General features: G+C 69.5%; 13 protein-coding genes. 7 read left to right on the forward strand and 6 right to left on the reverse strand.

All coding sequences use genetic code 11. The features are described from left to right. The 4 genes from OG841_RS01755 to OG841_RS01770 all read right to left on the reverse strand — a co-directional run bounded on the left by OG841_RS01755 (position 1) and on the right by OG841_RS01770 (position 5,632). On the reverse strand, positions 1-762 hold the full coding sequence (locus tag OG841_RS01755; RefSeq protein WP_328643143.1) for a class I SAM-dependent methyltransferase: 762 nt from the start codon (positions 760-762) through the stop codon (positions 1-3). Further along, on the reverse strand, positions 759-3,410 hold the full coding sequence (aceE, locus tag OG841_RS01760; RefSeq protein ID WP_371562806.1) for a pyruvate dehydrogenase (acetyl-transferring), homodimeric type: 2,652 nt from the start codon (positions 3,408-3,410) through the stop codon (positions 759-761). Before aceE ends, OG841_RS01755 begins: the two co-directional genes overlap by 4 nt. 51 nt (positions 3,411-3,461) lie before the next feature. Beyond that, positions 3,462-4,202: an SDR family oxidoreductase gene (locus OG841_RS01765; protein ID WP_371562809.1), complete on the reverse strand. Its 741-nt coding sequence runs from the start codon at positions 4,200-4,202 to the stop codon at positions 3,462-3,464. Between the two features lie 245 nt (positions 4,203-4,447). After that, positions 4,448-5,632: an IS701 family transposase gene (locus OG841_RS01770; RefSeq protein WP_365124102.1), complete on the reverse strand. Its 1,185-nt coding sequence runs from the start codon at positions 5,630-5,632 to the stop codon at positions 4,448-4,450. Between the two features lie 192 nt (positions 5,633-5,824). On the opposite strand from OG841_RS01770, the gene OG841_RS01775 reads away from it, so the two are divergent. The 6 genes from OG841_RS01775 (at position 5,825) to OG841_RS01800 (ending at position 10,591) form a co-directional block, all read left to right on the forward strand. Beyond that, positions 5,825-6,268: a cupin domain-containing protein gene (locus OG841_RS01775; RefSeq protein ID WP_371562812.1), complete on the forward strand. Its 444-nt coding sequence runs from the start codon at positions 5,825-5,827 to the stop codon at positions 6,266-6,268. 61 nt (positions 6,269-6,329) lie between these two features. Further along, a complete protein-coding gene (locus OG841_RS01780) occupies positions 6,330-6,893 on the forward strand; it encodes a DUF5134 domain-containing protein (RefSeq protein ID WP_328643140.1) in 564 nt (187 codons plus the stop codon). 125 nt (positions 6,894-7,018) lie between these two features. Beyond that, entirely contained in the window at positions 7,019-7,945 is a 927-nt protein-coding gene (locus OG841_RS01785; RefSeq protein WP_328643139.1) for a patatin-like phospholipase family protein, read from the forward strand. Continuing rightward, a complete protein-coding gene (locus tag OG841_RS01790; RefSeq protein WP_365115906.1) occupies positions 7,942-9,168 on the forward strand; it encodes a macrolide family glycosyltransferase in 1,227 nt (408 codons plus the stop codon). The genes OG841_RS01785 and OG841_RS01790 overlap by 4 nt, the downstream gene beginning before the upstream one ends. Then, on the forward strand, positions 9,168-9,656 hold the full coding sequence (locus OG841_RS01795) for a hypothetical protein (protein WP_328643137.1): 489 nt from the start codon (positions 9,168-9,170) through the stop codon (positions 9,654-9,656). The genes OG841_RS01790 and OG841_RS01795 overlap by 1 nt, the downstream gene beginning before the upstream one ends. Further along, positions 9,653-10,591 carry a hypothetical protein gene (locus tag OG841_RS01800; RefSeq protein ID WP_371562818.1) on the forward strand — a complete coding sequence of 313 codons (939 nt, stop codon included), beginning with the start codon at positions 9,653-9,655 and terminating at the stop codon, positions 10,589-10,591. The genes OG841_RS01795 and OG841_RS01800 overlap by 4 nt, the downstream gene beginning before the upstream one ends. 359 nt (positions 10,592-10,950) lie before the next feature. Here the strand turns inward: OG841_RS01800 and OG841_RS01805 are convergent, their stop codons facing one another. Then, positions 10,951-11,616, reverse strand: a complete 666-nt coding sequence (locus OG841_RS01805; protein WP_328643135.1) for a nitroreductase — start codon at positions 11,614-11,616, stop codon at positions 10,951-10,953. A gap of 141 nt (positions 11,617-11,757) precedes the next feature. Here OG841_RS01805 and OG841_RS01810 point away from each other — a divergent pair, with 141 nt between their 5' ends. Continuing rightward, a complete protein-coding gene (locus OG841_RS01810; RefSeq protein ID WP_371562821.1) occupies positions 11,758-12,408 on the forward strand; it encodes an FMN-dependent NADH-azoreductase in 651 nt (216 codons plus the stop codon). A 220-nt stretch (positions 12,409-12,628) separates the two neighbouring features. Here OG841_RS01810 and OG841_RS01815 read toward each other — a convergent pair whose 3' ends face one another. After that, the gene (locus tag OG841_RS01815; protein ID WP_365115913.1) at positions 12,629-13,114 is read right to left on the reverse strand and encodes a MarR family winged helix-turn-helix transcriptional regulator; all 486 of its coding nucleotides are present in this window, start codon (positions 13,112-13,114) and stop codon (positions 12,629-12,631) included. Positions 13,115-13,240 lie beyond the last annotated feature (126 nt).

Consider the following 13,240-nt stretch of genomic DNA (forward strand, 5'->3'; position numbering starts at 1 on the left):
TCACGCCAGTCGTACGGCCAGTACGGACGGATCAGGCCGTTCGGGCAGCGCGATGAAACCTTCCTCCTTCAGTTCCGCGATCATCTCCGTACGGGAGGCCGGCCACATCCAGAACGTCTCGTCGTGCCGGCGCAGCAGCCGCCCGTCCTCGCGCACCCAGTAGTCGAACCGTGCCCGGATCCGGTCCTCCTCGGCCGACGTCACCATGCGGCCCCCGTACTCGTGCCGGCCGACCGTCCGCACCGGCAGCACGTGCGTGATCCGGTGAGGCGGCAGGTGAGCCGGTGGGAGCTGGACGAGCAGCACCCCCGTGGGCACGAGTGCCTCGGCGACGGCCGGCCAGAGCGCCCGGCGCGACGTCGGGTGCAGACAGGCAACGGTGTTGTGGCACACGGCCACGTCCGCGACCCCCTGCAGTCCCGCTTCGTCGAGCGTGTGCGGGTGCACGGTCACCCGCGTCGTGAGCTCCGCGCCCAGGGAGGCCAGACGCGTCATCAGCGGGGTACGCATGGACCGGGCGGGCTCCACCGCGTGCACGGGGACCCGTGACTCCAGGAGGCTCATCAGCGTGACACGCCCGGTGCCCGCGCCGACGTCCAGCACACCGACCCGGGCCCCGCGGACGTCGTCGCGGTAGAGCGAGCGCACCCGGACCTCGTCCCGCTCCGCCTGCAGAACGTCGTAGAACTCCGCACTGATCGCATAAGCGTCCCAGCGCTCCCGCCCGGGAGAACCGGCCGACGGCGGGTTCACGACGGTCACCCGCGCCACCCGTACCACTCGCGTGCCTGCCCGACCGCCTCTTGGCTGACCGCGCCCGCGCGCGCCAGCCGGTCCAGGGCGGCGACGACGATCGACTCGGCGTCCACGCGGAAGTAGCGCCGCACGGCGTCCCGGGTGTCCGACAGCCCGAACCCGTCCGTGCCCAGCGACGAGTAGTCGTGACCGACCCACTGGCTGATCTGGTCGGGCACCTGCCGCATCCAGTCGCTGACCGCCAGCACCGGTCCGGGCGCGTCCGCCAGCGCCGCCGTCACATAGGGGACGCGTTCCTCGCCCCGCAGCAGCGCCCGGTCGGCGTCCAGTGCGTCGCGGCGCAGTTCCGTCCAGGAGGTCACCGACCAGACGTCGGCGTGAACGCCCCACTGGGACAGCAGCAACTCCTGGGCGCTCAGCGCCCAGTGGATGGCCGTACCGGAGGCCAGCAACTGGATCCGTGGTGCTGTTCCGGCGGGCTCGGCCGGCCGGAACCGGTAGATGCCCCGCAGGATGCCTTCCTCGACCCCGGGCCCGGCGGGCATCGCCGGCTGTTCCTTGGGTTCGTTGTAGACCGTCAGGTAGTAGAAGACGTCCTCGGGCCGGTCACCGTACATGCGGCGCAGCCCCTCCCGCACGATCACCGCGATCTCGTACGCGAACGCCGGGTCGTAGGACACGGCGGCGGGATTCGTGGAGGCCAGCAAGTGGGAGTGCCCGTCGGCGTGTTGGAGCCCCTCCCCCGTCATGGTCGTACGGCCCGCCGTCGCCCCGATGACGAACCCGCGCCCCATCTGGTCGGCGAGCGCCCAGAACTGGTCGCCGGTGCGCTGGAAACCGAACATGGCGTAGAAGATGTAGAACGGGATCATGGGCTCGCCGTGGGTGGCGTACGAGGTCGCCGCGGCGGTGAACTCGGCCATGGAACCGGCTTCGGTGATGCCTTCGTCGATCAACTGGCCGTTCCTGGCCTCCCGGTAGTAGAGCAGCTGGTCCGCGTCCACCGGTTCATAGGTCTGACCGTCCGCCGAGTAGATCCCGGCCGTCGGGAACAGGGACTCCATGCCGAACGTACGGGCCTCGTCCGGGATGATCGGCACCCAGCGCGGTCCCGTCTCCTGGTCGCGCATCAGGTCCTTGACCAGGCGGACCAGGGCCATGGTGGTGGCCACTTCCTGATGGCCGAAGCCCTTCTTCAGGGTTTCGAACGGGCGGGCAGGGGGCTGCCTCAGCGGTTTCGGGACCACCCTGCGCACCGGGGCCGGGCCGCCCAGCTCCGCCCGCCGCTCACGCAGATACCGCACCTCCTGCGAGTTCTCGCCCGGGTGCCAGTACGGCACCAGATCGCCGCTCAACGCGCTGTCGGGGATGGGGAGTTCGAGCAGGTCACGCATCTCGCGGAACTGCGCCATGGTCAGCTTCTTCATCTGGTGGTTGGCATTGCGCGACTCGAAGGCCGAGCCGAGCGTGTGCCCCTTCACCGTCTGTGCCAGGACGACCGTCGGCGCGCCCCGGTGCTCGACGGCCGCCCGGTAGGCGGCGTAGACCTTGAGCGGTTCGTGCCCGCCCCGGGAGTTCTCGAACAACTCGGTCAGCCGGCTGTCGCTCAGCCCCGCGGCGAGACCGGAGAGCGCATGGCCCGTGAAGAAGTGTTCGCGAATGTACGTGGCATCCCGGGCGGCGTACGTCTGCAACTGGGCGTCGGGCACCTCGCCGAGACGGTGCACCAGAGCGCCTGTGGTGTCCTGCCTCAGAACCGGGTCCCAAGCCTTGCCCCAGAGGGACTTGACCACGTTCCAGCCCGCACCGCGGAACCTGGCCTCGAGTTCCTGCACGATCTTGGAGTTCGACCGCACGGGCCCGTCCAGACGCTGCAGGTTGCAGTTGACGACGAAGGTGAGGTTGTCGAGACGCTCGCGAGCGGCGAGAGCCAGCGCTGCCGTCGATTCCGGCTCGTCCGTCTCGCCGTCCCCGAGGAAGGCCCACACGCGCGAGGCGGAGGTGTCCTTGATGCCCCGGGCGTGCAGGTAGCGGTTGAACCGGGCCTGGTAGACGGCGGCGAGCGGACCGAGGCCCATGGACACGGTTGGGAACTCCCACAGCCACGGCAGCCGTCGGGGGTGCGGGTAGGACGGCAGCCCATGACCGTCGACCTCCCGCCGGAAACCGTCCAACTGCGCCTCGCTCAGGCGCCCTTCGAGGAACACGCGGGCATAGATGCCGGGCGAGGCATGGCCCTGGAAGTACAGCTGATCGCCCGAGCCGGACCCGTCCTTGCCCTGGAAGAAGTGGTGGAACCCGATCTCGTACAGCCAGGCCGCCGAAGCGTAGGTGGAGATGTGGCCGCCGAGCCCGAAGCGGGAGCCGCGGGTCACCATCGCCGCCGCGTTCCACCGGTTCAGGGCGGTGATCCTGGACTCCATGGCTACGTCACCGGGAAAGGCCGGCTGCGCCGACGCCGGGATCGTGTTGATGTAGTCGGAGGTCAGGAGCCCGGGCAGGGACACACCGGACCGGGCCGCGAACTCGTGCACCCGTCGCAGCAGATACCCGGCCCGCTCCGGCCCCGCGTTCCGCACGACCGCGTCGAGCGACGCCTGCCATTCGGCGGTCTCCTCAGTGTCCCGGTCGGGTAGTTGGTCGAGCTCACTCATGGCTGTTTCCTGTCGGGGCGTGGCGCGGGGAGACGGTGGGTGCCGACGACGTCATCGCCGCGCGATCCACTCGGAGAAGGTTTCGTGCCCCAGGTGGGCGCCCGCCCCGGGCAGCAGCGCCCGCTGCCCGGGCACCGCCCCGAAGAACGGGGTGTGGGCGTCGGGAACCACGTCACGCAGGTAGCCGCGCGCGGCCAGCAGCTTCGCGGTGAGGTCGTCGAGGCGGTGCTCCTCCGGACCGGCGACCTCCAGAACACCGAACAGCGGTACTCCCACGGCGACATGGGCGACCGCGGCGGCGACGTCGTCCGTCGACACGGGACGGATCAGGACCGGCGCGACATGGACGACGTCTCCGTACGTCGCCGCGCGCGACATGTACTCCACCGACTCGAAGAACGGCGTGGCACGCACGATGGAGTAGGGCATCGGCGAGCGCCGCACCTGCTCCTCCTGCAGCGCCTTGGCGCGGAAGTAGCCCGCCTGCAGATGGTCGGCCCCCACGATGGACAGGATCACGTGATGTACGGCGCCCGCCTTCGCCGCGGCCTCGAGCAGGTTGTGGGTCGCCGTGCCGAAGAACTCCAGGCTCTCCAGCTCCCCGCGGGAGGGCGTGTCGGTGACGTCCACCACCACATCGGCGCCGCGCATGGCCTCGTCGAGGCCCTTTCCGGTCGTGACGTCGACGCCCTCACCGCGTGACAGGCGCACGACCTCCACACCGTGGTCCCGAAGCCTGGCGACCGTCCTGGAACCGATCAGACCGGTGGCTCCCGCTACAACGACTCGCATTCCGGCCCCCTTCCCGTCGAGGGGTCGGTGACCCCGCTGATGGCTTCGTGAGGTGGCAGTGATGTCGGTCCCTCACACCACCTAGTACTGCAACGGTGCTTGTTCTGAGTGCTGGGCAGTTCAGGGGCTGTGTCCGCGTCGTTTGTAGTGGCTGATGCGGGCTTGGTGCTGGCGTCGTCGTCGCCAGGTTGACCAGTGCAGGATGTGGTCGGCCGGGGTGGGACGACGGTCGGTGAGGCGGGTGATCAGACGTCTGATCTCGGCGAGGCTGAGATGGATGAGCTGGGAGGATCCGTTTCTGCTTTGTCGGTGTCCAGCTGTCGGGCTCGCAGGACGGTCAGGCAGGCGTGGGTGGCCATGGCCAGGGTCATGTGACGGTGCCAGCCGGGGTAGCGGCGGACCTGGTAGTCGTCCAGGCCGCACTCCTGCTTGGCGGTCTGGAAGCATTCCTCGACGGCCCAGCGGCTGCCCGCGATGCGGATCAGCTCGTCCAGGGTGGTGTCGGCGGGACAGTAGGCGATGTAGTAGGAGATCTCCTCGGGCCTGCTCACGCTGCGGCGGGCGAGGACCCAGTGCCGGCGGTCCTCGCGGTGCCAGGGCCTCACTTCGACGCGGGCCCAGTCGTAGATCCGCCGGCCATGGGCTCCCTCGCCGCAGGAACGGCGTTTCCATTTCTGCCGGGGCAGGCCGGGGAACAGGCCGTGGACGGGGTGGTCGATGGACCAGCGGGTGACGACGGTGTCGTGCCGGGTGGTGGCCATGACGTGGAAGACGTCCGCCTGCTCGAGCTCGAAGCGCCAGCCCTTGCTGTAGCCGTAGGCGGCGTCCGCCGTCACCCATCCGAAAGGGATCCGGTCGGTGATGGCCCGGCGGACCATCGCCTTGGCCATGGCCACCTTCGTCTCGAAGGCGACGTGGTCGTCGATGCCGGCCCGCCGGCAGCGGTCCCGGTCGTCCGTCCAGGACGTGGGCAGATACAGACGGCGGTCTATCAACGTGCGTCCGCGGCCGGTGGCGTAGGCGAGGAACACACCGATCTGGCTGTTCTCGGTGCGGCCGGCGGTTCCGGAGTACTGCCTTTGCACACCGGCCGAGCGGATGCCCTTCTTGAGAAAGCCGGTGTCGTCGACGATCAGGACGGCATCCCGGTCTCCGAGGTGTTCCACGACGTAGTCGCGTACGTCGTTCAGGACCTCGTCGGCGTCCCACTCGATCCGGTTCAGCAGTCGGTGGATGCGATCGGGACCGGCGTGTCCGGCCTCCTCCGCCAGCGTCCAGCCGTTCTTGCGCTGCAGCGGAGCGACCAGGCCCCGCATGTAAGCCAGCGCCGACTGACGTGGCTCCTCCCGGTTGAACCTGTGCACGAACCGCTCATGCAGAGCGTCCAGTTCACCCGCCCACAGCCTGACATCAGCAAGGTCCCCACCCATAACCACACCAACGACCGAATTGGCCAGCAGTCACGGCAAAGACCGTTGCAGTACTAGGACAGGACTCAAACCAATGTTGTGACACTGGTGTGGTCGCGCGTGTCACAGATTCGTCCGGAGCCCGGTCATCACTGGAGAGGCCATGGCAGCCATGGCCGGGTGAATCCAGGTGGATCCAAGGGAGGCCGACACATGTCGGACAAGGACGCAGCGCAGGAGACCGGAGTGCGGACCCAGTCGGAAGGATGGAAGACGGCGGCGACGATGCTGCAGGACACCGATCCGCTCACCGTCGCAGAAGGCGCGTCAGCGATGACCATTTTCGTCGAGTGGCAGCCCGGAGACCCGGGAACCCCGCCCCACCGCCACCCGGGACCGGCGTTCGGCTACGTCCTCGAGGGAGCCGTCCGCTTCGAGCTCGAGGGGGAGCCCGAGCGGGTGATCGAGGCGGGCGGGACGTTCTGGGAACCGGGTGGCGACGCGATCCACTACCAGGACGGCAACGCGCTGTCCGACGCGTCCACCCGGTTCGTCGTGACCATGCTGTGCGCGCCGGGCAAGCCCATGGTGCAACTGGTCGAGGAGGAGGAACTGGCCCAGCGGGCCCACCTCCGCGCCCCACGGCCCACCGACTGACCGCCCCGCACAAGGCGGTTGTGAAGGGATCCGTCCGCTTCAGGGGAGGGCGTGGTGAGGCATGAGCGCCACTGATCTCGTGCACGGCATGCTGACAGCGCTGTTCGCGGCCGCGGCCGTGTACACGGCGTGGCAGGCCGTGCTGACACGAGGCTCCGGATGGCGCGGCCGAGGCGACCGTCTCCTGCACACCGTCATGGCTTCGGCCATGGCGGTGATGCCGTGGCACCCGATCGACGAGGGGCCGCCACCGGGACGGGCGACCTTGTTCTTCGCCGCCGCGGCACTGTGGTTCCCGCTGACCGCGGTCCTCAGCCTCCGTGGCCCCGGATGGACCGGCCTCGTACACAGGTCGCCCCACGCGGTCGGCATGGTCGCCATGGCATGGATGCCGCTGCGGCACGGCAGCGTCACGGACGCGCACACCGGCGACATGGTCACCGGCGTACTGACGCTCTGTCTGCTGGCCTACGCTCTCCGGTCGCTGACCCGGGACATGCCCACGCTGCTCGGAGCTCCTCCGGGCGGCGTGGGCATGTCCACCGACCTCGGCGGGCCCTGCGACCGCTTCTGGCAAGGATCGATGGCCCTGGGCACGGCCATCATGCTGCTCATGCATCACTGACACTCGGCGCCGCAAAACCGTGTTGCCCGGGAACGCCGGTGCCCAACGGTGTCACACATGGTGTGGCAGTCCGGTCCTAGGAGGAGAGGCAGTCCATTCTGCGCCCATGACGTGAAAGGTGGATCATGAGGGGAAACCCCACCACAGTGGGTCTGCACACCCTTCCCCGTCCCGTGGCCGTGGTGGTGGGCGCCGGTGGTGTGCTCGGAGCGGCGCATATCGGTGTCGGGTACGCGCTGGAGCGCCACGGATTCGCCCCAGACATGATCATCGGAACCTCGGTGGGTGCCCTCAACGGGGCCATCGCGGCCGCCCACCCCCACAGGGCCGCGCCGTGGCTGGACCACGTGTGGACCCAATTGCGTCGCCGTGACGTGTATCCGCTCGGCTACCTGTCCTCGCGGAGCAGCGTCTTCACCGATCGCGGCCTGCGCCGGCTGATCGCCCGGGCCGGGCTGCCCTCGCAGATCGAGGCACTGGCGGTCCCGTTCACCGCGGTGGCCACCGACCTGGTCACCGGTGCTCCGGTGCTGCTCGACCAGGGGGACCTGGAGTCCGCGCTGCTGGCCAGCGCGGCCATTCCCGGGATGCTGCCCCCGGTGGAACGTGCGGGGCGCACCCTCGTCGACGGCGGGCTGATCGCCTATGTCCCGGTGTTGGCGGCTCTGCAGGCCGGGGCGGCCAGCGTGGTGGTGGTGGCAACCGGGCCGGAGAGCTCCCCGTTGCGCCCCACCATTCCGCGTCGACGTGCCAGTGCGATCGCCGCCAGGGCCGGGCTGCTGCTGTTGCACCACCAGATCGAGCGTGACCTGCGCGAGGTCTCCCAGCACATCCCGACCGTCGTGCTGCCGACCGGTATCGAAGCCTGGCCCGCCCCCTGGGACTTCGGCCAGTCCCAGCGGCTGATCAGCACCGCGTGCCGCGCAGCCGAGGGCTTTCTGGACGGGCTGCGCATCAGCGGCCCGGGGCTTTATCGGGCCGACGACGCCTCGGCGACATCGGGAGGCCCGGACGAGACAACCATTTCTTCCACAGCGGAGGTCGGCCTGTGAGCACCATCGCGTTCCTGAGCATCGGCATGCACGGTCACGTCAACCCGACGCTGCCGGTCGTGGCCGAACTTGTTCGGCGCGGTCACACCGTCACGTACCACACGTCGCCCGCGTTCCGTGAGGAGATCGAGGCGACCGGCGCGAGCGTGTACCTGTACCCCGGGGGCGACCAGCCCTTTCCCGATCCGCCGACACCGCTCTCGTGGATGGAGGCGCTCGCGAGCACCGCCGTCCACATGCTGCCCGCCGTGCTCACCGACCTGCGCAGCGACCGACCCGACCTGATCGTCCACGACAGCGCCTGTCTGTGGGGGGCGGTGGCCGCCCGCGAACTCGGGGTACCGGCAGCCTCCTCATTCACCACGTTCGCCCTCAACCGGCATGTCCCCAGCCCCACCCGTGGCTCCTTGGACCTGCTGACCGCGGCGACGGCTCAACCCCGCAGTGTCCAGGGCTACCTGCGATCCCGCTGGGCACTGCACCGCCGCTTCGACGCGCGCGGGCTGCCCCTGCTCGACCTGGCGAACATCCGCCAGCCGCTCAACCTGGTCTACACCTCACGGGCGTTCCAGCCTGCAGTCGAGGACTTCGACCAGTCCTACCGGTTCGTCGGCCCAAGCATCGGCGCCCGACCGGCCGACCCGTCGTTCCCGACCGACCGGCTGCGGGACCCGGTGCTGTTCGCCTCGCTGGGCACGGTGTTCAACGCCGACCCCCAGTTGCTGCGCACCCTGGCCACCGAGCTCGCCCCGCTGGGCGGCACCGTGATCGTCGCCACCGGCCAGACCGACCCCGAGGCACTGGGTCCTTTGCCGGCCAACGTGCTCGCCCGCCGCTTCGTGCCGCAACCGGAGGTACTGGCCCGCGCGGCGCTGTTCGTCACCCACGGCGGGATGAACAGCGTCAACGAGGCCCTGTACACCGGGGTTCCCCTGCTGGTGGTCCCCCAGGGTGCCGATCAGCCGATGGTGGCCCGGCGCGTCGTCGAGCTCGGCGCGGGCCTGTCGATCCGTACCCAGGACGTCGCCAGGGGCTCGGTGAACGTCCTCGCCCAGCAGCTGCTCCACGACCCGCGGTTCCGAGCTGCCGCGCGCACCCTGGAGGTCGCCCAGCGCGAAGCGGGGGGATATCGGCGCGCCGCCGACGAACTCGAGGGGTACCTGCACGCGGCCGGCCCGGCCGGTCAGTCGTCTCCGCCGGTCCGGCACAGCGAGGCCGAGTGATGTCCCCCGCCGTCCTTGTCCTGCTGGTGTTCGCCGGGGTGTCGGAGGCCGCCGGGCGCATCCTGCCTCTCGTGGCGCGCCGGCCTGGTATGCCGCGGACTCTCGTGGCCGCGTTGCTGCTGCCCGCCGGCCTCGTCGAGGGTGTGGTGTTCGCTCTGTGGCCGCTGACCGCGTGGACCATGGCCGAGTCGGTGGTGTCCTCTCCTTCGCCAGGAACCGGCCTGGAGTGGACACCAGGCGTGGTCGCCCCACTCGTGCTCGCCGCCGTCCTCGCCTTCCCGTTGCTCGGGCCCCTGCTCCACCTGGTGCTCTTTGTGGGGGTGGGGGCCGGTCTGGTCGGGCCGCTCGCCGCGGCGAGCGGGCTGGACCGGTGGAGCGCCGCCGGTTGCGTCGCCGTCGCCGGGGCCGGGCTCGCTCTCGCGGTGGAGACCGTCCGGCGCCTCGTCGTGAGGATCAGCACGACCGGAGCACAGGAGCCGATCGCATGAACGATTTCTTGTTCTGGGCCTGCGTGGCCGGGCCTGCTCTGCTGGCCGAAGCCCTGCTGGCCCGCTACGAGGTTCTGGCCTACGGTGCCGGCTGGCGGGCCCCTGCCACCGAGCTCCCGGCAGGTGTCCCCTACGCCCGGGGCGCGGCCGCTGACAGTCCCCCGGGTGCCTACCTGGTCTACCTCGACGGCATTGGCAAACGCCGCGTCCGTGACAGCCGGGACGGCGGACAGCTGGTCGAGGCCCTGATCGCCGGAGCGCCGGAGCTGCGAGTGCTGGGACAGATACAACCCTATTCACCACTGGCCGACCCGCTTGCCGACCGGCCGGTGTGGGCGTGGCTGCGCCGCCACGTCGGGTTGCTGCTGTTCCTCCACAACGTCATGCAGACCTTCGTCGCCGCCGACCACCGCTACCGGCCCCTGTACAACCGAGCCGTTGGCTCCCAGATCGCCACTCAACTCCGGCTCGCCGGCTACCAGCCCGACAGCGGTACGCCCGTGGTACTGCTCAGCTACAGCGGCGGCGCCCAGGTCACCACCGGCGCGGTCGACGAGCTGTTCACGCGGCTACGCTGCCCGCTCCTGCTGATCACGCTCGGCGGGTTCCACAACGGAGCCAACGACCTCACCCATGCCGAGCACCTGCATCAACTCACCAGCACGAACGACCGGATTGAGCAGATCGGCACCTGGATCTTCCCCCAACGCTGGCGGCTCTTCCGTCGTAGCGGATGGAACCGGGCCGTTCGTGCCGGGAAGATCACGGTGCATCGGCTCGACCCGGCCACTCACTTCGGCACTCAGAGCTACATCAGCCCAACGGCTCAGCTGCCCGATGGCCGCAGCCACCTCGACCACACCGCGGACACGGTGATCGCGATCATCCGCGCCCACCACGGCACGGCCGTCGCGCAAGGCGACCCGTTGCCTTGAGGGCCCCGACCGGGGCGCGCAGCGCAGGATCCGGCACGATCGGTCGCGACTCGACGCGGACGGACACGGGGAGATGAGCAACGGAGCCGGGGCCCAAAGTGCTGTTCAGGTCCGGCAATTCCCTGTACGGCCCGCCGTCCCCGAGTACATCAGCACGCCCTGTCAGGGCGGCCGGCCGAACCGCTTGGCCACACCATCCTGTAGATCCCCGAGACAGCCCCTGGCCCGAGGAGCGTCGCCACTCGCCCCGCGAAGGGGCCCGGCTACTGGCAGGCCCACCCTGCCAGTACGGGCAACCTGAGGTACATCCCGGCACGCCTGACGCCCCATCAGGATGAGCGTCACGCGCAGGCGCGGATCTATCCCTCGACGAAGGCGACCGTCTCGTCAAGCGGCGCACGGCCTGTACGGGCGTCTGCCGCGTTGACGTCCTCGAACCCGATCGACATGCCACAGAAGAGGACGAGCTCGTCCGGTGGTGACAGGACCTCGGCGACGGTCCTGTGAAACTTCGCCCAGGCCATCTGCGGACAACTGTGCAGCCCTTCGGCGCGCAGCAGCAGCATGACAGTCTGCAAGTACATGCCGACGTCAGCCCACTGGGCTGGGCCCATGTCACGGTCGATGTAGCAGAACAGGGCAGCGGGCGCACCGAAGCAATCCCAATTTGCGGCGGCGGCCCTCTGACGCGCCTCCAGATCCTCACGCGGAATACCGAGAGCGCCGTAGCGCTGCTCACCGAAGGCGGATCGCCGCTCGCGGTAGGGCGACTTCAGCGCGGGCGGGTACATCTCGTATTCCGGCTCGTCCCAGGGGTCACCTGAGGCCAGGCGCTCCCCGGCGCGATTCTTGATCACGGCCAGTGGCGCGCCCGTCACGACAAAGGGGCGCCACGGCTGGATGTTCGATCCGGACGGCGCCCAGGCTGCTGCGGACAGAACGCGCTCCAGCGTCTCCCTCGGAACACGGCGCTCTGTGAATGCGCGCACCGCCCGTCGGCTCGTGACCGCCTCATAGGTGTCCATGACCGCCCGCTCCATTCCACTCCACATGGCCTTCATCACACCCGCGACGGTAGCAGTCGATACCGTATCGTGTGAAACTATCTAGCCGAATCCTCAGCCCCTGGTCCCCGGGCCTCGGGCACTGCACCTTGGAGAAAGTCCATGGCCACGCTGCTGCACATCGACTCGTCCGTGTTCTCCGGCGAGGCGTCCTCGTCCCGTTCGGTCACGGCCGCCTTTCGCAGGACATGGGAGGAGCAGCACCCGGAAGGCGCAGTGATCTACCGCGACCTCGCTGCCGACCCTGTCCCGCACATCACCGCCGACGCCTGGTCCGCCGGTTACACCGCCCCGTCCGAGCACAATCCGGAGCAGTCCGCCGCGTTCGCCGCACGCGTGAAGCTCATCGAGGAGCTGGAACAGGCGGACGCCGTCCTGATCGGCGCCCCCATGTACAACTTCTCGATTCCGTCGACCCTCAAGGCGTGGCTGGACAGCGTGCTCCTGCTCGGCCGCACCGCCGGCGAGACCCCGTCCGCCCAGGGCACCCCGGCCCTCGTCGTCGCCAGCCGCGGCGGCTCCTACGCGGCGGGCACGCCGCGTGAGGGCTACGACTTCGTGCAGAACTACCTGCAGGCCGTCCTCAAGGGCACCCTCGGCCTGGACCTCGAGTTCATCGTTCCGGAACTCACCATGGCCCCTCGCAACCCGGGCATGTCCGAACTGATCCCTCGCTACGAAGCGTCCCGCCAGCACGCCTTGGAGGAGGCGGCGGCCAAGGCCAAGGGACTCGCGGAGCGTCTCGCCGCGTAACGCTCCGGGCCGCCGAACGCCGTGTCACGCCCTCACCGAGGACGTGACACGGCGTACTCGGGGCCCATGCTCGTGCCACGAGACCTGGCCCTGGGGGGGTGGGCAGCGCGGCAATGTGGACGGCTGAGTGTTCGGCCTTCCGGGGGCGCTCGCAGGGGTGCGGACCATCCCGGCCAGGTGCGGAAGCCGCATGCGCCCAAGAGCGCCGACGCGGGCGCGCCTACGCCTCGTCGTCCGCGGGATGGGCAAGCCGGGTCAGGAGATCCGTCAGCTGCTCGGGTGCGCCGCGCCCCAGTTCGGCAACCAGACGCTCAGCCAGCGGCTCGGCCGCCTCGTGGGCGGAATCGAAGAGCTCCAGTCCCCGAGGTGTGATCTCCACCGCCCTGACCCGCCGGTCCCCGGGAACCGCCTTGCGTACGGCCAGACCCTTGCGCTCCAGGTCGTCCACGATTCGCATGATCCCGGCTTTGTCCGTGCCTGTCGCCACCGCCAGATCCCGCTGCACCGTGGGCCCGTGATTGACCAGCTCGATCAGCACAGCGAAATGCCGCAACTCGATGCCGAGCGGCCGAAGCGCCTCACCCATCACCGCGGCTACACGCCAGTGCGCCCGGCGCAGCAGCAGTCCGAGAGCGAAGGGGGAGGGATCCCCGGGGCGGTCGGTCGCACGCGCGGCGGTGGAGTGGTGGGGAACATCGTCGGCCATGACATCAGACTACTTCATTCGATACGGTCTCATTTGAAACTAAATAGCCTGGTCGCGCGGTTGAGTGCGCTGAGTTGTCGGATGGCTGTACCGAGATCCGGCAGCGGGCGATCCTCGACACCGCGG

Origin of the sequence: Streptomyces canus (assembly GCF_041435015.1) — a bacterium.
Lineage (GTDB): Bacteria > Actinomycetota > Actinomycetes > Streptomycetales > Streptomycetaceae > Streptomyces > Streptomyces canus_G.

Bases quoted from the DNA above. Each gene is read 5' to 3' on its own strand.
- aceE (WP_371562806.1), bottom strand. From the start codon at position 3,410: ATGAGTGAGCTCGACCAACTACCCGACCGGGACACTGAGGAGACCGCC.
- OG841_RS01765 (WP_371562809.1), bottom strand. From the start codon at position 4,202: ATGCGAGTCGTTGTAGCGGGAGCCACCGGTCTGATCGGTTCCAGGACG.
- OG841_RS01770 (WP_365124102.1), bottom strand. From the start codon at position 5,632: ATGGGTGGGGACCTTGCTGATGTCAGGCTGTGGGCGGGTGAACTGGAC.
- OG841_RS01775 (WP_371562812.1), top strand. From the start codon at position 5,825: ATGTCGGACAAGGACGCAGCGCAGGAGACCGGAGTGCGGACCCAGTCG.
- OG841_RS01780 (WP_328643140.1), top strand. From the start codon at position 6,330: ATGAGCGCCACTGATCTCGTGCACGGCATGCTGACAGCGCTGTTCGCG.
- OG841_RS01785 (WP_328643139.1), top strand. From the start codon at position 7,019: ATGAGGGGAAACCCCACCACAGTGGGTCTGCACACCCTTCCCCGTCCC.
- OG841_RS01795 (WP_328643137.1), top strand. From the start codon at position 9,168: ATGTCCCCCGCCGTCCTTGTCCTGCTGGTGTTCGCCGGGGTGTCGGAG.
- OG841_RS01800 (WP_371562818.1), top strand. From the start codon at position 9,653: ATGAACGATTTCTTGTTCTGGGCCTGCGTGGCCGGGCCTGCTCTGCTG.
- OG841_RS01805 (WP_328643135.1), bottom strand. From the start codon at position 11,616: ATGGACACCTATGAGGCGGTCACGAGCCGACGGGCGGTGCGCGCATTC.
- OG841_RS01810 (WP_371562821.1), top strand. From the start codon at position 11,758: ATGGCCACGCTGCTGCACATCGACTCGTCCGTGTTCTCCGGCGAGGCG.
- OG841_RS01815 (WP_365115913.1), bottom strand. From the start codon at position 13,114: ATGGCCGACGATGTTCCCCACCACTCCACCGCCGCGCGTGCGACCGAC.